At 35.8% G+C, this 20,886-nt stretch carries 19 protein-coding genes and 1 pseudogene; 13 read left to right on the forward strand and 7 right to left on the reverse strand.

The window, feature by feature from the left end; translation table 11 throughout:
- The 4 genes and pseudogenes from H6F47_RS18055 to H6F47_RS18070 form a co-directional block, all read right to left on the reverse strand.
- A pseudogene (locus tag H6F47_RS18055) lies at nucleotides 1-257 on the reverse strand (hypothetical protein); the annotation flags it as partial.
- Nucleotides 258-465: 208 nt separating this feature from the next.
- Nucleotides 466-702, reverse strand: coding sequence for a DUF4327 family protein (locus H6F47_RS18060; protein WP_096568309.1), 237 nt, complete (start codon nucleotides 700-702; stop codon nucleotides 466-468).
- A gap of 1,078 nt (nucleotides 703-1,780) precedes the next feature.
- Entirely contained in the window at nucleotides 1,781-2,179 is a 399-nt protein-coding gene (rbfA, locus tag H6F47_RS18065) for a 30S ribosome-binding factor RbfA (protein WP_096568313.1), read from the reverse strand.
- Nucleotides 2,180-2,294: 115 nt separating this feature from the next.
- Nucleotides 2,295-2,501 carry a DUF751 family protein gene (locus tag H6F47_RS18070; RefSeq protein WP_096568315.1) on the reverse strand — a complete coding sequence of 69 codons (207 nt, stop codon included), beginning with the start codon at nucleotides 2,499-2,501 and terminating at the stop codon, nucleotides 2,295-2,297.
- Between the two features lie 181 nt (nucleotides 2,502-2,682).
- On the opposite strand from H6F47_RS18070, the gene H6F47_RS18075 reads away from it, so the two are divergent.
- The gene (locus H6F47_RS18075; protein WP_137669332.1) at nucleotides 2,683-3,531 is read left to right on the forward strand and encodes a DNA adenine methylase; all 849 of its coding nucleotides are present in this window, start codon (nucleotides 2,683-2,685) and stop codon (nucleotides 3,529-3,531) included.
- Between the two features lie 84 nt (nucleotides 3,532-3,615).
- Here the strand turns inward: H6F47_RS18075 and H6F47_RS28570 are convergent, their stop codons facing one another.
- The gene (locus H6F47_RS28570) at nucleotides 3,616-3,750 is read right to left on the reverse strand and encodes a hypothetical protein (protein ID WP_255427041.1); all 135 of its coding nucleotides are present in this window, start codon (nucleotides 3,748-3,750) and stop codon (nucleotides 3,616-3,618) included.
- Nucleotides 3,751-4,454: 704 nt separating this feature from the next.
- Here H6F47_RS28570 and H6F47_RS18080 point away from each other — a divergent pair.
- Both H6F47_RS18080 and H6F47_RS18085 read left to right on the forward strand, forming a co-directional pair.
- A complete protein-coding gene (locus H6F47_RS18080) occupies nucleotides 4,455-5,903 on the forward strand; it encodes a hypothetical protein (RefSeq protein WP_190650357.1) in 1,449 nt (482 codons plus the stop codon).
- A 124-nt stretch (nucleotides 5,904-6,027) separates the two neighbouring features.
- On the forward strand, nucleotides 6,028-6,762 hold the full coding sequence (locus tag H6F47_RS18085) for a flagellar motor protein (RefSeq protein WP_190650359.1): 735 nt from the start codon (nucleotides 6,028-6,030) through the stop codon (nucleotides 6,760-6,762).
- 73 nt (nucleotides 6,763-6,835) lie between these two features.
- Here H6F47_RS18085 and H6F47_RS18090 read toward each other — a convergent pair whose 3' ends face one another.
- Complete coding sequence (locus H6F47_RS18090; RefSeq protein WP_096568325.1) at nucleotides 6,836-7,336, reverse strand: hypothetical protein; 501 nt, start codon at nucleotides 7,334-7,336, stop codon at nucleotides 6,836-6,838.
- Between the two features lie 334 nt (nucleotides 7,337-7,670).
- On the opposite strand from H6F47_RS18090, the gene leuB reads away from it, so the two are divergent.
- The 5 genes from leuB to accD all read left to right on the forward strand — a co-directional run bounded on the left by leuB (nucleotide 7,671) and on the right by accD (nucleotide 12,093).
- Nucleotides 7,671-8,759 (forward strand): 3-isopropylmalate dehydrogenase, encoded by a 1,089-nt coding sequence (leuB, locus tag H6F47_RS18095; protein ID WP_190650361.1) that lies wholly within the window; start codon nucleotides 7,671-7,673, stop codon nucleotides 8,757-8,759.
- 90 nt (nucleotides 8,760-8,849) lie between these two features.
- A complete protein-coding gene (locus H6F47_RS18100) occupies nucleotides 8,850-9,110 on the forward strand; it encodes a hypothetical protein (RefSeq protein WP_187038868.1) in 261 nt (86 codons plus the stop codon).
- A gap of 98 nt (nucleotides 9,111-9,208) precedes the next feature.
- The gene (locus H6F47_RS18105; RefSeq protein ID WP_190650369.1) at nucleotides 9,209-10,030 is read left to right on the forward strand and encodes an A24 family peptidase; all 822 of its coding nucleotides are present in this window, start codon (nucleotides 9,209-9,211) and stop codon (nucleotides 10,028-10,030) included.
- A gap of 514 nt (nucleotides 10,031-10,544) precedes the next feature.
- A complete protein-coding gene (locus H6F47_RS18110; protein WP_190348414.1) occupies nucleotides 10,545-10,829 on the forward strand; it encodes a hypothetical protein in 285 nt (94 codons plus the stop codon).
- A gap of 313 nt (nucleotides 10,830-11,142) precedes the next feature.
- Nucleotides 11,143-12,093 (forward strand): acetyl-CoA carboxylase, carboxyltransferase subunit beta, encoded by a 951-nt coding sequence (gene accD / locus H6F47_RS18115; RefSeq protein ID WP_096568337.1) that lies wholly within the window; start codon nucleotides 11,143-11,145, stop codon nucleotides 12,091-12,093.
- A gap of 98 nt (nucleotides 12,094-12,191) precedes the next feature.
- On the opposite strand, the gene H6F47_RS18120 is transcribed toward accD, so the two are convergent.
- Nucleotides 12,192-13,622 (reverse strand): MFS transporter, encoded by a 1,431-nt coding sequence (locus H6F47_RS18120; RefSeq protein WP_190348413.1) that lies wholly within the window; start codon nucleotides 13,620-13,622, stop codon nucleotides 12,192-12,194.
- Nucleotides 13,623-13,976: 354 nt separating this feature from the next.
- Here H6F47_RS18120 and H6F47_RS18125 point away from each other — a divergent pair, with 354 nt between their 5' ends.
- The 5 genes from H6F47_RS18125 to H6F47_RS18145 all read left to right on the forward strand — a co-directional run bounded on the left by H6F47_RS18125 (nucleotide 13,977) and on the right by H6F47_RS18145 (nucleotide 20,668).
- A complete protein-coding gene (locus H6F47_RS18125) occupies nucleotides 13,977-15,221 on the forward strand; it encodes an ABC transporter substrate-binding protein (protein ID WP_190650363.1) in 1,245 nt (414 codons plus the stop codon).
- A 328-nt stretch (nucleotides 15,222-15,549) separates the two neighbouring features.
- A complete protein-coding gene (locus H6F47_RS18130; RefSeq protein WP_190650365.1) occupies nucleotides 15,550-18,231 on the forward strand; it encodes a DNA methyltransferase in 2,682 nt (893 codons plus the stop codon).
- Nucleotides 18,232-18,546: 315 nt separating this feature from the next.
- On the forward strand, nucleotides 18,547-18,801 hold the full coding sequence (locus tag H6F47_RS18135; protein ID WP_137667591.1) for a hypothetical protein: 255 nt from the start codon (nucleotides 18,547-18,549) through the stop codon (nucleotides 18,799-18,801).
- Nucleotides 18,802-18,902: 101 nt separating this feature from the next.
- On the forward strand, nucleotides 18,903-19,811 hold the full coding sequence (locus H6F47_RS18140) for a sugar ABC transporter permease (protein WP_096568349.1): 909 nt from the start codon (nucleotides 18,903-18,905) through the stop codon (nucleotides 19,809-19,811).
- 20 nt (nucleotides 19,812-19,831) lie between these two features.
- Entirely contained in the window at nucleotides 19,832-20,668 is an 837-nt protein-coding gene (locus H6F47_RS18145; protein ID WP_190650371.1) for an ABC transporter permease subunit, read from the forward strand.
- Nucleotides 20,669-20,886 lie beyond the last annotated feature (218 nt).

Genomic DNA, 20,886 nt, shown 5'->3' on the forward strand with positions numbered 1-20,886 from the left:
GGGGACTGGGGACTGGGGACTGGGGACTGGGGACTGGTGACTGGGGACTGGGGACTGGTGACTGGTGACTGGGGAGAAATATTTACCTTCTGACTCCTGACTCCTTGATCTCCTGACTCCTGACTCCTTGATCTCCTGACTCCTGACTCCTGACTCCTGACTCCTGACTCCTGACTCCTGACTCCTTGATCTCCTGACTCCTGACTCCTGACTCCTGACAAAAAATATACTTGCCCAAAGTCATGAACTCTGGACAAGTATAAATAAAATAATGACTACTTATTCAAAATCACGATGGGGAGGCTCAGTCCATCGTCAATATCGCTCACTGGAAAAGTAGTATAAATTCAGACTTTAATTGTTCTGTGTTCATAGTTGAGAATAGATGATGGACAGGGAAATATTTCCTGTTAGATCCACACATCAAAAATCAACACCCGATTTAAAACCAACCTTTGATTCTAATTAGTCGTTTTCCCATTCTTCACGACCAATTAAATCCCCAATGCGATCGCGCAATAAAAAGTCACACTTCTCCAATTCATATTCAACACAAACCCACTCTCTAGCAGGGATGTATTGGCAGAGTGTATATATTGGCTGTTGACGGCTCACCATTCCCTTCTGCACCAGTTGGCGTGCTTCGTCCTGGATTACGTCGAGAGAGTAGTAATTGATAGAAGGCACCGTATTCACACTCATTGTTTTTACTCACAAATTTACATTTAGATAGTATTCCCGATTTTTATCAGGAAAGAAAATGGCAATAATGTAGACCTTTGGCTAGGTTTTGTAGTTTGCTATACGGAACTATTATCATTTTGACGCTATACACCTATAAATTATCTAAAGAAATGTTAAGTTTGTCAAGGAAGCACAACATTAATATTAACTCCATTTCCAATTGTGCATCCCAACATTTAGAATTTGGCTGATTGGTAATGCCTTGCAGCTACTATTAACAGGTTTACACTTTAATATCTATATACCTATGGTTACAATTTAATCTAGTATTTTCTAATATTATGTATTAAAAAATTATTATTGAGATTCCCAATAATCACTTTTAGCCCTTGTAAAGCCTTTTCTAGCTACACCGTCATGGATTTTTACCAAAAAATATACCTGGTATCTTGTGCCGGAAATTGGTTATAGTTTGTCCTTTTTTATACATTATACCATACAGGTGCGACCAATAGATTTGCAAAATTTAGATCCATCAGGCTATTGCCAATCCAACATCTAAAAATTTGAAATCTGATCACAATGGCTAAGTTACACCACTAAATTTTATAGCCAGCATTTTTTAAACATTTTTTAAACATTTTTTAAACATTTTTTAAACATTTTTAAACTGTGCTGCTTTCTATTTGTGACTCTTCGTAATCAGTGATACAAAATTTAATTAACCAACAACTCATCATATCATTCCATTAAGTATTTTTAATAAGTATTTTTAATAGGTATTTTTAAGTTTCTTATTTTTAATTACATCAACATACAGCAGATTGCACATCCATGAGGTACAAACGGAACAAGCAAAACCCAAGCCGCAAGGATGTTTCACCTCCTGCCTTCTGCCTTCTGCCTCCTGCCTCCTGCCTTCTGCCTTCTGCCTTCTGCCTTCTGCCTCCTGCCTTCTGCCTCCTGCCTCCTGCCTCCTGCCTTCTGCCTTCTGCCTTCTGCCTTCTGCCTCCTGCCTTCTGCTATAATTAAACGTAAAATAGATGATAGAACCCCGATTTTTTAAAGAAGTCGGGGATCTGGATATTTAAGTTAACTATTGGGAAAAATCTTCCTCATCTTCTGCAATGCTTTCTGTTTGACGCTCCTGCTGAAGTTGGTTTAATAAACTCAGCACTTTAGTACCACGTTCAAGAGAGCGATCCTCAACAAAGATCACTTCTGGAGTACGACGCAGCCTTACTCTAGCACCTAGTTCACTACGGACATAACCAGTTGCTGATTTTAAACCCTCCATTGTTTCAGCTTTAGCTTCCTGGGTCCCATAAATACTGACGAAAATTTTAGCGTGTTGCAAGTCACCGGAAACATCTACATCGGTGACACTCACCATTCCTGTACCCACACGGTCATCTTTAATACCGTTGAGCAACATTTGGCTAACTTCCCGTTTAATTAATTCAGCAACGCGGGAAACGCGGCGATTTGTAGCCATATAAATTCCGCCTTCTCACAGAGGTTTTACGATATGATATAGATGCAAATTCAGGATAATAGCTGTAAAACTTACAGCAATTGTCCTGATGTTTAAACCCTATTCAGGTTTTAGTTTAGATTGTACTCAAACCCAGCATCGCCCGGAGAGTCAAAGTTACGAAAAAGAACCCTCCTACTAATAAACCAAGCACTGCTATTAGAGTACCTGGGCGTTTTAAAAAAGGCATCAATGGCTGAAAGGTATTCAGCAAAAGACCTAAGACGATAGTAACCAAGTACCGGGGGTAGCGAAATACGTTATCCCAAAATCCATCAAACATTTGAATATAGACTGCCTTGTTATAAACTATAGTTTGTTTTCAGGTGCTTATTTAATTTAATTGTAGTCTATAGGGTTGAAAATTGCTCAATTCATATAAAATAACTAATTGGTAATAGGTAATTGGTAATGGGTAATTGGTAATTAGTAATTTTTATTTTAATAGAAATATAGAAATATATATGATTAGTAAAGTTTCTCAAACAACTTACCCGCGTCCTTTTTTAAAGTGGGCGGGAGGTAAAGGTAGGTTGATTTCTCAATATCAAAAATATTTTCCCACAAATTACCAGCATTATTATGAACCCTTTTTAGGTGGAGGGGCGGTTTTTTTTCATCTCCAAGCACAAAACATATTTTCCCAAGCTGTTTTAACTGATATTAATACTGATTTAATTACGACCTATTGCTGTGTTAGAGATCATGTTGACGAATTAATTGAACGTCTACAAAAACACAAGGAAAAACATCATAAAAATCATGGAGATTATTATTATAAAATACGTTCTAATTCGGAAGGAACAGATTTACAGAAAGCAGCTAGGTTTATTTATTTGAATAAAACCTGTTTTAATGGTTTATATCGAGTCAATTCTCAAGGTAAATTTAACGTTCCTTTGGGTAGATATAAAAATCCTGGTATTTGTCAGGAAGATGTTTTAAGACTTGCATCAAAAGCACTTGCTACAGCAGACATTGAAAACGCAGATTTTACCACAGTTTTGAATTATGCTACTAGCAGTGATGATTTTGTTTTTTTTGATCCTCCCTATCAACCTCTGAGTGAAACCAGTAATTTTACAGCTTATAGTAAATATTTATTTGGGGAAAAACAGCAACAACAATTAAGAGATGTATTTGCAGAATTAGCTAAACGGGGTGTTAAGGTAATGTTAGCAAATTCAGATTGTGATTTTATTCGTGATCTTTATCGTCGGTTTAATATTCATGCAATTTCCGCTGCCAGATCCATTAATTCTAATGTTAATAAGCGGGGTAATATTAGTGAGGTTTTAGTGACTTCTTATTAGAGGATGTCTGAATCAGACAAAAAAGATTGGAAGTAAGTATTCAGATATAGCAATTTTTGATATCCAGATCCCTAAGTAATATTGTTAATTTTCTGCGATATAATCTACAAAATCAGGAATTTGTTGATGATCTGGCAACTTTTGTAAAATTTCTTTCTCATCATTAAACTTGCGTTGAGCGATCGCTATTTCCTCTGGTTTATTACTAGAAAATGTCAATTGTTTAACCGCTTAGTTTTTTCCATACTGATCCACTGCTAAATACAGCAGTTTCCGTTATTATGAGGTACAGATATTAATGATAAAACCCTTGTAACACGGGCATACTTCGACTCCGCACTTCGACTTACTTCGACTTACTTCGACTTACTTCGACTTACTTCGACTTACTTCGACTTACTTCGACTTACTTCGACTTACTTCGACTTACTTCGACTGCGCTCAGTACAAGTCGCTCAGTACAAGTCGCTCAGTACAAGTCGCTCAGTACAAGTCGCTCAGTACAAGTCGCTCAGTACAAGTCGCTCAGTACAAGTCTTGCCTGTTCATAGTGTACCTCATGACACTGGGAAGTGCTGTTAAGTTGTCCCAAAATTACCACTTCCTAAAATTTTGAGCAGTTGATATTTTCCACCGACATTATTCATAATAGCACCACCATCACAGAGATGATCCCCTTCTTCATCTTCAGCATGAGTAAATATTAAGAAATTTTACTTGATCTATACTATACCAAATATGCTATGATTGGTGAAATTTACCTTGGTTGATTTATTAAGTATTTTTACGGTAATGATTCCGGGGTAAGATCCCCGACTTCTGTTAATAAACCATAATTTCTTGTCACGATTAAATAAAAAATTCGGGGATCTGACGGGGAATTTTTCAAAAAGTCAAAATAAAATTAATCAAACAGGAAAATCATGAACAATAAAATTCGTTATCCCCTACTAAGTTTAAGCGTCTTATTTATTCTCATTTATGCTTTCATCCCATCCAGTAGACAATATTTTTCATATTTCGTAGTTTTGGGATTTGCCGTATTAACTATTTATTTAACATGGGATGGTTATGACATCAGAAAAAAATTACAAAATCAATTTCAACCATCTTTAAAACAAGGGATAGCGAATGCAATTAAAGATGTTTATAATCGTCATCCAACAAAATATGAACAAATTAATAAAGCAGCTTTAATAGACAGTGTGACAAATTCTCACTTACAAGACTGGGAAAAAAAGAAACGTTATTATCAATCTTTGCCAAATTTCCTCTTATCAATTGGATTATTTGGTACTTTTTTAGGAATTACTTTAAATCTGTTATTGATTAGCGGTAATCTAGGAGGTGAAGTAGACATACAAACAATTTTACCAAATATTGTTAACTCAATGGGTGTAGCTTTTGGTAGTAGTTTATTTGCATTAGCTTGTAGTATTTTTTTAGTTAAATTTTACCCAGTATCAGAATTAGAAATAGAAAAAGAAAACTTAATCATCTCCATAGAACATTCCATTGATAATGAATTTTTGCTAAACAGTCAAACTACCAGCAAAATAGATCAGTTAATTACATCTATTAATAACTACTCTGATAGCTTAAAAAGTTTCCTTTCAGGTTTAGATCAAAACACCAAAAAATTTGCAACTGCGATCACGGAAGCTACAGATAAAATTAATACTTCTGCAAATAACTTTCAAACTATTGTCAATCAATCTTCCCAAACCATGCAAACAGGAGCAAATGTTTTAAATAATGCTACTGCTAATATAGCAAACTTAACTACAAAATTTGTTGATATTTCCTCATCCTTACTCACATCATCACAATCATTTGAAAAATCTATATCTTCCCTAGAAAAATATGGAGATAGTTTAGAAAATCTCAGTGATAGCTTAATCAATAATTCCCAACAAATCCAACAATTAGCTCAAAATAATACAGATAATATAAAAAGTCTCAGTAACAGATTAATTAGTAATTCTAACGATGTAAAAAACCTCATACAAAATAATCAACAAAATCTCACTACCGTTACAGATCGTCTCTTGCAGAATGTTAACAGTATTTCCACATCTACCCAAACATTTAATAATAATGTTAACCAAATTGTCACATCTTTAAATCAACATAGTTTACAAGTAGGAGAATATAATACAAACCTCCAACAATTAGCAGGATTAATCAACAATGCAACCCAATCATCTAATAATAATATACCCCAATTAGCCTCTATGTTAGGAAATCAAGTTAATCAATTACAAACTACCGCCAACCAACTCAATCAAAATTCCCAAATGTTGCAACAAATCAATAGTAACCTATCTGTATTATTAACCAACTTCCAACAATTCCAACAATCACAAAATTAACAACTATAAAATTAAATTAACCAGATCCCCGACTTATTTTACTATTCTGTCAATCAAATATAAATTGATAGTAGAAGTCGAGGATCTTAACCCAGAAAATTTGAACCTATTGAACTTAATTATTATGCAAAGAAGAAATCGCCATAATTCTAATAATAATAGCGAAACCTTTACAATTTGGACATCCTTTACAGATTTAATGTCTAACGCATTTATGATTATTACCTTATTATTAGTATTTGTGGTAGCTCAAAAAAAACCACCAACACCACCAGGGATAGTTTGTGAACCGAAAATTATTAACCTTCCTTCTGAACAATATAGTTTTGAATCAGGGAGTGCGGTTTTACCAAATAACTTAAAAAGTGATATTTTGCAAGGTAACAAACCAGGGAAAATATTAAAATTAATTGAAGAAACCCTTTCTCAACAAGAACAATGTAATAATGAAACTGAGGTACTAGAAATTATAGGCCATACCGATGATCAACCAGTAAATTTTCTCAACTGTAATAACCCTAATAATCCAACATTAAAACCTTTAGATAATCACCTAGAAAATGTTGCCACAGGTAATCAAAATATTAACACCTTATGTCCTCGTTCTAATGCTGATTTAGGTTTAATGCGAGCATTATCAGTAGTCAAAGAACTGCAAAAAGCGCAAAATCAAACTAGATTATCTCGATTTAAAAAAGTCCAATTTAGAGCATATTCAGCAGCACAATTATTTTTACCAGAAAATCAAGGATTTGCTAAAAAAAATACGAGAAAAGATCCAACAACCAGAGGTAAACGCAGAAGAATAGAAATCAGATTTGCACAATTGGGAGAGTACGTTACACCAGATGAAAATTGATAAAAATTGAAAATAAAAGCAGTTAAGCTGTTGTGCAAATTTAAATATCTTTTAAATATCTTTTAAATATCTTTTAAATATCTGCTATTAACTGACTTAAATAATCATCCATGATAGCTGGTAATTCTTTGGGTGAATAGGTATAAGTGAGAGATAAAAATGTAATTGCTGTGTTGATAACTTGCTTTCTATTTACTATAGTTGATAGTTGAGAACGAGTATATTTACCGTTCATTATTTCTAAACTAGCATCTGCGATCGCATCTTCTATAACTGATTCTTCTATTAAATTTTCCCATTCATCTTCATTGATGTAATAGGATTTTTTGTTTTCTTTGAGATTGATTTCTTGAATTTCTCTAATTGAATTACGAATAGAAGCCATCCAAGAATTTGTTAATCTTTTTTCTATTTGATTTTTAATTATATGAATGAGTAGTATTTTTAAGAATGATTTAATTTGTCTGATTATTGCTTTTTTACTCATTCCTTCTAATTCATCTACAATTGCTAAAGCTTCTGTATAATTTCCTTGTAAAATACTGTTTCTGAGGTCTATTAATTCTTGGGTCATTTTTAGTAGCCTCCGGTTTATTTTCTATATTGAGAATAACATAAATTCATACTATTACCGCTATTTTAAACTTTTATCTGTGTTTATCTGAGTTTATCTGTGTTTATCTGAGTTTATCTGCGTTAAATTATAGTGATAAAATTTCGCACAACTGGGAGAGTACGTCACACCAGATGGAAATTGATAGAAATTGAAAATAAAAGAAATTCTCATATATTTTACCATGGCTTTTGTATTCTTCCTTTGCGTCTTTGCGTCTTTGCGTGAGATATCAAAAACTGACTACTCACTGGTATGATAATTAATCTGCAAACAAACACCCATTAACAAAACCATGACAAAAAACTACCGTATCACCCTACTTCCCGGAGATGGTATTGGACCAGAAATAATGGCCGTAGCAGTGGACGTGCTAAAAGTCGTCGCTAAACGCTTTGATTTGAACTTTGATTTTCAAACCGCCCTCATCGGTGGTGCAGCGATAGATGAAACCGGTGAACCTCTACCATCTGCAACATTAGAAACTTGTCGCAGCAGTGATTCAGTATTGCTCGCTGCTATCGGTGGTTATAAATGGGACGCTTTACCCTCTGATAAACGTCCTGAAGCGGGTTTATTAGGATTAAGAGCAGGTTTAGAACTTTTTGCCAATTTACGACCTGCTAAAATATTACCCCAACTTATAGACGCATCCACCTTGAAACGGGAAGTAGTCGAAGGTGTAGATATTATGGTAGTGCGGGAACTCACAGGCGGGATTTACTTCGGTAAACCTAAAGGTATTTTTGCTACAGAAACCGGAGAAAGACGTGGTGTAAATACGATGGTTTACAGCGAATCGGAAATAGAGAGAATTGGTAAAGTTGCCTTTGAAACTGCCCAAAAACGCGGCGGAAAACTTTGTTCTGTGGATAAAGCCAATGTATTAGATGTATCTCAACTTTGGCGAGAGAAAATGACTAAGCTGGCTTCAGAATATCCAAATGTTGAACTATCTCATTTATATGTAGATAACGCTGCCATGCAATTAGTCCGCGCCCCCAAACAATTTGATACTATTGTTACTGGTAACTTGTTCGGTGATATTCTTTCCGATGCTGCGGCCATGTTAACTGGTAGTATTGGGATGTTACCTTCTGCTAGTTTGGGAGCTTCTGGACCTGGTGTATATGAACCCGTTCACGGTTCAGCCCCCGATATTGCGGGACAAGATAAAGCCAACCCCTTAGCACAGGTTTTAAGTGCAGCCATGATGTTACGGTATGATTTAGATCAACCAGCAGCAGCGGATTTAATAGAAAATGCAGTGTTACAAGTTTTACAACAAGGCGATCGCACAGGAGATATTATGTCCCCAGGAATGAATCTTTTAGGTTGTCGCGCAATGGGTGAAGCTTTAATGAAAATTCTGGAAACAAAATAGTTTGATTGTACTAGAAGAAAATTTTAGCGTTTTTTGCTAAAAGTTTCAGATACACTAGAAGCAAATCTATCAATAACATAACAACTAATAGTGTACGCTTCACAACAAGGACAGGGAAATTTCACCACCCCAGCAAACCAAACCCCTTTGGTAGATCCCACCGTGATCAAAGCCGCTGGGCAAATTTACTATACCTACTGTGAGGTACATCCTGAAATTGTGGGGCAAGCTTCAGGAGTAGCAATTAGTCGCGTCACTCATCGGGGTAAAGTAATTTTTACTCAGCAACCCATTCTCTTACCACAGGAATGTTTTATACCCTTACAACAAATTGAATCGTATATGTATTAGGTGATTGGTGACTGGTGACTGGTGACTGGTGACTGGTGACTGGTGACTGGTGACTGGTGACTGGGAAGAATAACTAATGACTAATGACAACTGACAATATGGAAACATTGATTTTCGTCCCTGCTAGTATCATTGTCTTCGCTTTGGGGGCTGCTATTGGTAGCTTTATCAATGTTGTAGTTTATCGCCTACCTGCGGGATTATCCTTACTTTGGCCGCCTTCTCGCTGTCCTAAATGCTTAAACCAATTAAAAGCTTATGATAACGTACCTGTGTTTGGTTGGTTGTGGTTAAAAGGAAGATGTCGTTATTGTCACACCAAAATTTCTCCCCGTTATCCTGTAGTAGAGACGATAACAGGAATTATATTTTTAATAGTATTTTGGGTATTTCAATTTTCAGCCTTAACAATTGGTTATTGGGCTTTTTGCAGTTGGTTATTAGCTCTATCTCTTATAGACTGGGATACAATGATTTTACCCGGTCAACTTACCAAGTCGGGATTGGTATTGGGCTTAGTTTTTCAAATGGGTTTAGGTTTTTTAACAGAAAATAGCTGGGTGGGTGGGATCAAACAGCTAATGTTTGGAATAGGTGGTACAGTCTTGGGCTTATGGCTGTTTGATAGCATCTCAATTTTAGGTTATCTAGCCTATGGAAAACCCGTCATGGGTGCAGGTGATGGGAAACTAGCAGCGATGATGGGCGCTTGGTTAGGTTGGAAGCATCTGCTAATAGCTAGTTTTATGGCCTGTTTTTTGGGAGTATTAATAGGTGGAGGTGCAATTATGGTCTCACGCCATCAAATGGGACAAAGAATGCCTTTTGGTCCTTTCTTAGCTTTGGGGGCGGTAATTGCTGTTTTTGGTGGTGAAGAGATTTTGTCTTACTACCTACAGTTTGTGCTACCACCATCTTGAAATATATCAGTTAAGTAGGTAGGAGGCAGAAGGGAACATCCCAAATTTGTAAATTTATTTTTATCTAACGTAAAAATGCTCCAAAAACCTAATATGATTGAACCGCAAAGAACGCAAAGGACACAAAGGTAAGAGATTTTCAGAGAGTTTTTGGTTTTAGTGCGGTTCTTTTTTCAAAATTGGGATGCTCCCACACAGAAGGCAGGAGGGAAAAGGTTTTTATCAATTTTACATTTTGTTACATACCTTGGTTTTTTCGTGCCGACTTACTTATAGCAGGAGTCAGTACGAAGGCAAGAGGCAAGAGTTTATTCTTACCAATTACTTGTTCCCAGTCACCAATCACCAATCACCTATTATCATCAAATTCAAACTTTAAAATCACTTTTCTTTAATATTAGATTTAAATGTTTTTTATTCTCATCCTCAGCAACCTACACCCTCCATGACTGTAACCACATGACTGTAACCAGCATTACTTCATTGGATCTTTATATTTTGGTAAGATTAACCTGTGAATTGTATTACAGTCAAACAATACTTTTGGCAGTTGGCAAATACAACTAATGTCATAAATGCTGATAGCTTACCATTGAATAATAAAAATAATGTATTGGGAGGAAGATTCATTTTCATGGAGGTTTTGTATTTTCACACCTTTGCCGATACGTTGATACAATTAAGTCCCCTGACACATTTGGAAAAAAGTTGTATTGGCAGCAGCATTTTTATTAAGCTATCAACCAAAAAATACAAAATCAAGTCGAAAATTAGTTACAAGCGTAATTTGGTGATTTAGTCAAGCTAAGAAAAATCATCAGGAGTCAGGAGTCAGGAGTCAGGAGTCAGGAGTCAGAGTGCTTATAAAATCAGGAATAGAGAGAAGCAAGATTTTAGCAAAATTATCAAAGCTGACGCTATAAGGCGTTATTATTCTGACTTCTGTAGTCTATCTTCTGAATACTTACCTCAAATCCACAATTCACAATACCCGCTCCAGCAGTGGGTGAGGTCAATCTAAAATCCCAAATCTAAAATCCCAAATCCCAAATCCCAAATCCCAATATTGATTGACCTGTTTTGAATCTCATACCTACTTAAATAAGATAAAAATGGCAAACAACGAAGAATCACGCGGTTTAAAGTCTCTATTTGATTGGTTTGCAAATCGTCGTAAATCAGGATCTCCCCATTTAGAAAAACAAGAACGGGAAATAGCCGATGGTTTATGGCACAAATGCGCGAAATGTGGTGTTTTGGCTTATGCTAAAGACTTGAAAGCTAATCAAATGGTTTGTGCAGAATGCGGTCATCATAACCGAGTCGATAGTGATGAGCGTATCCGTCAGTTAATTGATGCAAATACTTGGAAACCCATAGATGAAAATTTGCGTCCCACTGATCCTTTAGGATTCCGCGATCGCAAACCCTACAGCGATCGCATCCGGGAAACTCAAGAAAAAGTCGGTTTAATAGACGCAGTAAAAACCGGTTTAGGTCAAATTAACGGTTTACCCATCGCTTTAGGAGTCATGGACTTCCGCTTTATGGGTGGTAGCATGGGTTCTGTTGTCGGTGAAAAACTCACCCGCTTAATAGAACAAGCTACCCAACGCCGCTATCCTGTAGTTATCGTTTGTACCTCTGGTGGTGCGAGAATGCAGGAAGGAATGCTGTCCTTAATGCAAATGGCGAAAATTTCCGCTGCACTACAACGTCATCAAGATGCTCGTTTATTATACATTCCCGTCCTGACAAACCCCACCACCGGCGGCGTTACCGCTAGTTTTGCTATGTTGGGTGATATCATCATCGCCGAACCCAAAGCCACCATCGGTTTTGCTGGCAGACGAGTTATTGAACAAACCCTGCGGGAAAAACTACCCGAAGACTTCCAAACCGCTGAAGACTTACTCAAGCATGGTTTTGTAGATGAAATTGTTCCCCGCACTCAGTTAAAAAATACCTTGGCACAGTTAATATCTTTACACCAACCCATGCCCACCGCACCTAACATGGTTTTGTGGGAAACCATGACATTAACTTCTACAGGGGTAGAGTAGGTGATTGGTGATTGGTGATTGGTGATTGGTGATTGGGTTCTTAATCTTCCCCTGCTTCCCCTGCTTCCCCTGCTTCCCCTGCTTCCCCATCTCTACTGTCACCTGTCACCTGTCACCTGTTCCCTCACAAACACAAGCGGGATCAATGCTGCCAGTCTGCAAATGCTAGAAAGGGCAAATAAACCTAATAAACCGCCAAAATGGGGAGATTGGGCGATAAAACCGCCGATAGTTGTCCCTAAAGCACCAGTGACACCGGCAATAGCAGCAGCGATCGCAAAATAAATAGATTGATTTCTTAATGGTGTAACACCAATCTGCAAATTATTACTACATAAATCCACCGCCGCCCCAGTACCACCGATAAAAATATGTAATAGTGGTAGCCACAACCAAATATCTAAATTTCTGTCACCAATTCCAAACCAAAATAAAGGCGTAACTGCAACAATTATCCCCACAAATATCAAAATCAGACGATTTCCTAATTTATCTGCTAATCTACCCCACAAAACCACCATTAGCAAACTTGCCCCCGCTTGCAAACTGCTGTAAACCGTCACCCAACCCACATCTATATTTAAAGTTTCCAGCAGATAAAGATTTACAAAAGGGGCGCAAAGATTAAAAGCCAACATCCATAAACTGAAATACAGTAAAAATATCCAAAAATGGGAATTTTTATCATTTTCCTTATTGTAGGGTAGGGGTAATTCATGAATTACCCCTACTGATTCATGAATTACCTCTACTTTGTCTTTATTTTGCGTAAGTCCTATATAAGTATTTTGTAATTTTTGTAATTGGGGATTAACATCAATTTGAAAATACTGACAACCTAAACTAACTAACCCAAATAAAATCCCCACCAACAAAACCACCCCATAACCTTGAAGAGTTCCCCCAAACCAATGAGAAACAGCAAAACCCGCTAAAGGAACACATAACAAATTAGTTAAACTGGCCGCACTATTACGTATTCCAAAATATCTACCCCGCAACCTGCGAGGAACAATAATTGCTAACCAACTCATCCAAGATGCACATCCCAAACCCCCAACAAGATGACTAAAAAAGACAATTACCAGCGTTAATATCACCAACTGCTGAGAATTGATCAATCCCCAACTCTTACAGATAATACCTATTACTAACAACAGCCAAAATAGGCGAGAAATTCCATAAACCAGCGCCGAATATCGAAACCTGCTAGTAGTGCGCTCTGAAAGATAAGCACCCAAAGGTTGAATGAGATTTACTAGCATGGGAATTGAAGAAAGCATCCCAAAAATTACCGGACTAGCATCTAATTCTACCAAAAAATTACTAAGTAAAATTCCCCCAGTAGTAATAGAAAAAATGGTTGCAAAAATAGCATCATAAGTAGAAGCTTGTAAACTAGTACGAATCGCATTTTTAGGAAAACGAGAGCTAGATTGAGATTCAGAAGATGAGACGGTGTTTAATGAATCAATCTGAGGAATTTCCAGATTTAAAGATGCAGATATTTCAACTTTAACCGAGTCCATAAACTAGCGTCTAGCGGTGACGAAATGAGTAAAATTTCCGATCATGATAATTGTTTGTTATTCTATCTACCATTTCTCAACAAAAATTTAGACTGCTGAAAGATCAGTCTTGAGTTACGGGAGTATCCCAAATGTGTAAATTTATTTTTGTCTATGGAAATAATCTGCCCCCCAAAGCTTAATATGATTGAACCGCAAAGGGCGCAAAGGACACAAAGGTAAGAGAGTTTAAGAGATTTTTTAGTGTTGCTGCGGTCATTTTTTTTATTTCATTGGGATGCTCCCGGAGTTACAGCATTTATAAATGAGAAAATAAAATGAGAAAATAAAAAGTTTTATCTGTCTTATCTGTCCATGAACAAATACAAATGGTTAAAATTCTGTATATTAATTATCACAGTGGCTATCATTGTGATCAGTTGTCACCAATTACCACCCAGTAAATCAGCAGTTACTATTAAACTCAGTGGTTGGGGTGGTTCACCTGTAGAACAAAAACTTTTAAAACAAGTATTGCAAGATTTTGAAATCAAACATCCCCAAATTAAAGTTAAATATGAATTAATTTCTGATCAATATATGGATGTAATTAAAACTCGCTTCATTGGGGATGCTGCACCAGATGTATTTTATTTAGATGCTGTAGAAGCTCCATTTTTAATAAGTAAAAATGTTTTAGAACCTCTCAATAATTACATCACAGATAAATTTGATTTACAAGATTTCGATCAAAATTTATTAGAAATCTTTAAAGAGCATAACTATATTTATGGAATACCTAAAGATTATTCTACCTTAGCTTTATTTTATAACAAAAAAGCTTTTAAAAAATCAGGTTTAAATAAACCGCCAACTACTTGGGATGAATTATTAAATTACTCTCAAAAATTAACAGGTAAACTTAATAGATACGGGTTTGGAGAAAGTCCAGCAATATCACGTCATGTTTACAAAATTAAAGCTTTTGGGGGAAATTTAATTGATGAAAATGGTAATGCTACCTTTGCTAGTGAAAAAGCTTTAAAAGGTTTACAATTAGTGATAGATCAATATCGAAAATATCAAACATCAGCCTTACCATCAGATGTTGGTGCGAGTTCAGGTACAGATATGTTTGGACAAGGTAAAGTGGCAATGGTAATTGAGGGAAATTGGGCTATTCCTTATCTGCAAGAAACCTTTCCCCAATTAGATTTTGCTACCGCAGAAGTCCCCAAAATTAATAATCAAAAAGGCACAATGGTTTATACAGTTGCTTATGTTATGAATAAACAAACAAAACATAAAAAAGCAGCTTGGGAATTAATTTCTTATTTGACAGGTAAAGAAGGAATGGAAAAATGGACAGGAACAGGTTTTGCTTTACCAACTCGTAAATCTGTAGCCGAGAAATTAGGTTATGATCAAGATGATTTAAGGTCTGCATTAGTAGCAGGTCTTGATGATGCTATACCTTGGCAACTTGGGAAATATCCAGCAGTAATTGTGAATAATTTTGAGAATCAATTTTTAAGTGCTTTATTGGGTGAACAATCTTTAAAACAGGCAATGTTAAAGGCGCAGAATAATGCTAATCAGCAGATGAAAATGATGGAGTAGAAATTGGATTAAAGGGGATCTGGGTATGACGTTTTTTAAGTTTGATTTACTTAATTGAGTTATCTTTATTTTTAGGGAGTATCCCAATTTTCAAAAAATCAACTCAGCAATACCAAAAACTCTCTTAAACCCTCTTAACTTTGTGTCCTTTGCGTTCTTTGCGGTTCATTCATATTAGGACTTTGTAGCAATTCAAAGATTCCCAAAAAATCAAATTACACATTTGGGATGCTCCCTATTGTTGTTGCACTTGCAGGAAAATATCAATTATCATATAATGATTGAATTATACACATCAAATAAAACCAAATATTTATAATCCAGCGATATGACATCATCCACCCCAGAAAGTTTATCAAAATTCGTGCAATTCTGCCAACAACATATCACCGGACAGGAACGCAAAGAAGCGCAAACATTTCTTGACCGCTTTTTTCGTGCTTTTGGTCATGAAGGAGCATTAGAAGCTGGTGCGACTTACGAAGAAGCTATTAAAAAAAGTAGTAAAACTGGTAAAACCGGATTCGCTGATTTAGTTTGGAAACCCCGCGTTTTAATTGAAATGAAAAAACGGGGAGAAGACTTAAATAAACATTATTCCCAAGCATTTGATTATTGGACAAGGTTAGTACCAAATCGTCCTAAATATGTAATTTTATGTAATTTCGATGAATTTTGGATTTTTGACTTTGATATTCAACTAGATACACCTGTAGATAAAATATCCCTGGAGCAACTACCAGAACGGGCGGGAGCATTGGCATTTATGGAAATAGGGCAAAAAACCCCTGTATTCCAAAATAACCAAGTAGAAGTCACAGAACGCGCTGCCAAACGCATGGGAGAATTATTATTAGAATTAGAAAAAAGAGGAATTGAAAAATTAACAGCACAGCGTTTTATTTTGCAATGTGTGTTAGCCATGTTTGCAGAAGATAGACAACTTTTACCCCGTGATATGTTCATTTCTTGTGTGCAAGATTGCATGAAAGGGGCGAGTTCTTATGATGTTTTAGGTGGTTTATTTCGAGAAATGAATCAACCAGGAACAACACCCGCAGGACGTTATCAAGGTGTAGATTATTTTAATGGTGGTTTATTTTCGGTGATTCATCCCATAGAATTAACTAGGGAAGAATTAAATTTTTTAGATGTATCAGCGCGGGAAAATTGGAGTAAAGTTCGTCCTGCTATTTTTGGGAATTTATTTGAAGGAACGGTAGATAAAAAAGAACGTCACGCGAGAGGGATTCATTATACATCAGAAGTGGATATAATGAAAATTATCCGCCCTACAATTAGCCGTTTTTGGGAAGAGAGAATAGAAGCAGCAAATACAGTTAAGGAACTTTCTACACTGCAAATAGAATTACAAAGTTATCGAGTTTTAGATCCTGCTTGCGGTTCGGGTAATTTTCTGTATTTAGCGTATCAGGAATTAAAAAGAATTGAAATATTGTTATTAGAAAAAATCCAGCATTTGAGTAAATCAAAAGATAAACAAATGCAGATGGGTTTGGTGACACCTTTACAATTTTATGGGATGGATACAAATCCTTTTGCGGTGGAGTTAGCAAGGGTGACTTTGATGATAGCGCGGAAAATTGCCATTGATAATTTACAGTTAACTGAACCTGCGTTACCTTTGGATAGTTTAGATAGTAATATTCTTTGTCAAGATGCTTTATTTAATGAGTGGGTGAAAGCAGATGCAATAATAGGAAACCCGCCATTTTTGGGTGGTAAAAAACTGAGAAAAGAATTAGGAGATGAATATACAAATAAGATATATCAAACATTTACAGATGTCAAAGGACAGCCAGATTTTTGTGTATTTTGGTTTAGAAAAGCATCTGATTTATTAGATAATAAAGGTAGAGCAGGATTAGTTGGTACAAATTCTATTACTCAAGTTTCAGGGAGAAAAGCCAGTTTAGATTATATTGTTAACAATGGGGGAATTATTCATGATGCAATTTCCACACAAGAATGGTCTGGAGATGCTGCTGTTCATGTTAGTATTGTTAATTGGACAAAAGAAAAACAAAAACAAAACTTTTTAGATAGTGTTGAAGTTCCGTTTATTACTTCTTCTTTAAAAAGTGACATATCAGTGACCAATGCTGTAAAATTACAAGCAAATAAAAATTTTTCTTTTGAATCCTGTGGATTAAGAGGAAAAGGCTTTATTATATCGGAAGAAGAAGCTCAAGAATGGATAAAATTAAATCACAAAAATCAAGAGGTTATTAAACCTATGATAGATGGTCAAGGTTTAATATATCCTTTTGAAAAGTTAAATTGGGTGATTGATTTTAATAATATGTCTATTGAAGAAGCATCACAATATATCCAACCATTTAATAGAGTTATAGAGAGAGTTAAACCTGAGAGAGAAAAAAATAAACGTGCGTCTAGGAAAAATAATTGGTGGAAATTTGGGGAATATGCACCAAAAATGAGGAATGCTTTAATTAATTTAAAGTGTTATTTCGCAGTACCTAAAGTATCTAAATATGTGACATTTATACCTGTTGATATTTCTATTTTACCTTGTGAAGCTAACATGGTAATTGCATCAGACGATTTTTATATATTGGGTATTCTCACATCTAATTTACATCGTCTTTGGGTAAAAGCGCAAAGTTCAACATTAGAAGATAGAACTCGTTATACTAATACAACTTGTTTTGAAACCTTCCCATTTCCACAAACAGCAGATATAAAAATAGTAGAAAAAATCCGCGCCAAAGCCGAAGAACTGCATCAATATCGCACCCAACAAATGGAAACAAAACAATGGGGAATCACCACACTATATAATAAATTCTTCAACGAACCAAGCAGCCAACTTTATAAACTACATCAACAATTAGACAAACTGGTAATGGCAGCTTATAAAATTCAACCAGAAGAAGACATATTAGAAACACTGCTAACATTGAATTTAGAACTAGCAGAAAAAGAAAAACAGGGAATAGAAATAATAGGACCTTGGCCACCAAAATAAAATCTTCCTTCTTCCCTTCTTCCCTTCTTCCCTTCTTTCCTTCTTCTCTTCTTCGTGTCCTTCGTGTCTACCCTGCGGGAACAGCTTCGCTGAACGTGGTTCATTAATAAAAAAATCCCTCGTTCCCAGGTTCTACCTGGGAATGCAGTGTAGAAGGCTCTACTTTCTGCTATTGTGAAAATACACTGAACAAAATATTGAATAGGAGGTAGAACCTCCCAGAAAGCATTCCCAGTCAGAGACTGGAAGGTAACGAGGTAACGAGATTAAAGTCTGTTGTCTTTTTAGACTATTATGTAGCCATAGTGAGGAAATATGACGACTCAGGTTGTACTAGGAAATATTAATCCTTCTGTATTAGAAAAACTACAGGTTTTAGCGCAACGCCATAACCGCACTTTAGAAGATGAAGTCAAGGCAATTTTAGAAAATTTTGTAGAGGATAAATTAGTCACTCAAGAATCTGAACAAGCACAAGCATGGGCAAAAATAGATGCTGCACGTCAGCGTCATTTCGGTAAAACTTTTAGTGATAGTGTTGAACTTTTGCGTGAGGATAGAAACCGTTGATTAAATTTGTAGTAGATGCAAATGTGGGTATTAAATATAAGCTATTTAGTTATTTGTGTTGGATAGAAGATTTACCATGAAAATATATATAATCTATTTATATGTTGCAAATCAACAGACAAACCCGCAACCAACCCAAGAAGATTAACGAAAACCTAGCAGGTTATCTTTTCATGCTACCTGCTATTTTCATATTACTTACTTTTGTTATCCTCCCCATCCTCTACGCTGTCTTTCTTTCCCTCAACAAAGTACAACTTTTAGGCGGTATTGAATATCAATTTATTGGTTTGAGAAATTTCACCCATTTGGTAGAAGACGAACAATTAAAAATTGCTCTCAAAAATACAGTCGAATATGTGGCAATTGTTGTCCCTTGTCAAACAATTTTAGCTTTAATTCTCGCAGTTACTTTAAATTCTGGTATTCGTGGTAAAAACTGGTGGCGAATCCTCTATTTTTTGCCCACAGTTACATCATCAGCGGTGTTAACACTCATCTTTATGTGGATTTATAATACCGATGGTTTACTAAATGATTTTCTGGCATTTTTTGGATTACCTACTTATAATTGGTTAGGAGATCCCAAGGTGGCGTTAAAAGGCATTATGATCATGAATATTTGGTCAACTGCGCCCTTTTATATGGTGATTTATTTAGCAGCTTTACAGGATATTCCTCAAACCCTTTATGAAGCAGCAGATTTAGATGGTGCAAATGGATGGGATCAGTTTATTAATATTACCATTCCTTTATTGCAACCTGTGACTTTGTTTGTGGTAGCTGTAGGCATAATTGGCACTTTTCAATTATTTGATCAATCTTATATTTTTTCCGGTGGCACTGGTGGACCAAATAATGCTACTTTGACGGTGGTATTATTAATTTATCAAGCTGTATTTAGAAATTTACAATTAGGATATGCTGCTGCTGTGGCTTTTTTACTTGCAACTTTAATCGTTTCTGTAACGGTGATCCAAAGGCGAATATTTGGAGGTGAAAAAATGTGAATCAAGTTGTGAATCAAGTTGTGAATCAAGTTTCTCGTTTTCCTTGGTTGAATTTCCTGTTATATCTGTTGTTAATAATTTATGGTTTTATCACCATTATTCCCTTTCTTTGGGCGCTTTCTGCATCCTTTAAACCTCTTTCAGAAATTATTAGCGGTGAGCTAAATTTTATTCCTCACAATTTTACTTTTAAGAACTATCAGCAAATTTTTCTCCAAGAACCACTATTTTGGCGGTGGTTATTTAACAGTGTAATAATTGCTGTTAGCGTTACGTTTTTCAATTTAATTTTAAATTCAATGGCTGGTTATGCTTTAGCTAGATTGACATTTGCTGGTAAACGCTTTTGGTTATTCTTAATAATCGCAGTTTTAGCAGTACCCACACAAATTACTCTCATTCCCACATTTTTGATTTTAAAAGCATTGGGTTGGCTTAATTCTTATCAAGGTATGATTGTACCGACTATGGTAAATGCTACCTTCATTTTTATGATGCGGCAGTTTTTTGTTAATTTTCCTAAAGAATTAGAAGAAGCAGCCCAACTAGATGGTTTAAGCACTTGGGAGATTTTCCGAGATATTGTTTTACCCCTAGCAAAACCAGCACTAGCAGCACAGGCGGTTTTTGTGTTTATGGGTAGTTGGAATAATTTTATACTACCTCTGGTAATTTTATTTGACCCGGAAATGTTTACCTTACCTCTGGGTTTGAATAGCTTTAAAGGTCAATATATCAGCTATTGGAATTACATTATGGCTGCTTCTATGGTGTTTACTTTACCAGCTTTAGGAATTTATGCTTTTTTCAATCGCTACTTTATTCAAGGTGTGACTTTTACCGGTGGCAAAGGTTAACTTTGCAAATTGTAAATTTTTAGATAAAGATTTGTATCAATTGTGAGCATCTGTCAGCATCTTTCCTATTTCTAATTCCCTGGGATTAACAAACTCAGGATCAGCACCTAATGGTAAACTGATTCATGCTGATGTTAATGATAGCGAGAATATTTTACCAAAATCATCCTGATAGCTTTTAGCCACAGGATCAGGGGTGTTGTAGTTCTCCCCGTCGG

The sequence above is a fragment of the Sphaerospermopsis sp. FACHB-1094 genome, assembly GCF_014696195.1.
Classification (GTDB): Bacteria; Cyanobacteriota; Cyanobacteriia; order Cyanobacteriales; family Nostocaceae; genus Sphaerospermopsis; species Sphaerospermopsis kisseleviana.

Coding starts and splice junctions, on each gene's coding strand:
- H6F47_RS18105 (WP_190650369.1), top strand. CDS start 9,209: ATGGAAACATTGATTTTCGTCCCTGCTAGTATCATTGTCTTCGCTTTG.
- accD (WP_096568337.1), top strand. CDS start 11,143: ATGGCAAACAACGAAGAATCACGCGGTTTAAAGTCTCTATTTGATTGG.
- H6F47_RS18125 (WP_190650363.1), top strand. CDS start 13,977: ATGAACAAATACAAATGGTTAAAATTCTGTATATTAATTATCACAGTG.
- rbfA (WP_096568313.1), bottom strand. CDS start 2,179: ATGGCTACAAATCGCCGCGTTTCCCGCGTTGCTGAATTAATTAAACGG.
- leuB (WP_190650361.1), top strand. CDS start 7,671: ATGACAAAAAACTACCGTATCACCCTACTTCCCGGAGATGGTATTGGA.
- H6F47_RS18075 (WP_137669332.1), top strand. CDS start 2,683: ATGATTAGTAAAGTTTCTCAAACAACTTACCCGCGTCCTTTTTTAAAG.
- H6F47_RS18135 (WP_137667591.1), top strand. CDS start 18,547: ATGACGACTCAGGTTGTACTAGGAAATATTAATCCTTCTGTATTAGAA.
- H6F47_RS18140 (WP_096568349.1), top strand. CDS start 18,903: ATGTTGCAAATCAACAGACAAACCCGCAACCAACCCAAGAAGATTAAC.
- H6F47_RS18060 (WP_096568309.1), bottom strand. CDS start 702: ATGAGTGTGAATACGGTGCCTTCTATCAATTACTACTCTCTCGACGTA.
- H6F47_RS18085 (WP_190650359.1), top strand. CDS start 6,028: ATGCAAAGAAGAAATCGCCATAATTCTAATAATAATAGCGAAACCTTT.
- H6F47_RS18070 (WP_096568315.1), bottom strand. CDS start 2,501: ATGTTTGATGGATTTTGGGATAACGTATTTCGCTACCCCCGGTACTTG.
- H6F47_RS18120 (WP_190348413.1), bottom strand. CDS start 13,622: ATGGACTCGGTTAAAGTTGAAATATCTGCATCTTTAAATCTGGAAATT.
- H6F47_RS18080 (WP_190650357.1), top strand. CDS start 4,455: ATGAACAATAAAATTCGTTATCCCCTACTAAGTTTAAGCGTCTTATTT.
- H6F47_RS18130 (WP_190650365.1), top strand. CDS start 15,550: ATGACATCATCCACCCCAGAAAGTTTATCAAAATTCGTGCAATTCTGC.
- H6F47_RS18090 (WP_096568325.1), bottom strand. CDS start 7,336: ATGACCCAAGAATTAATAGACCTCAGAAACAGTATTTTACAAGGAAAT.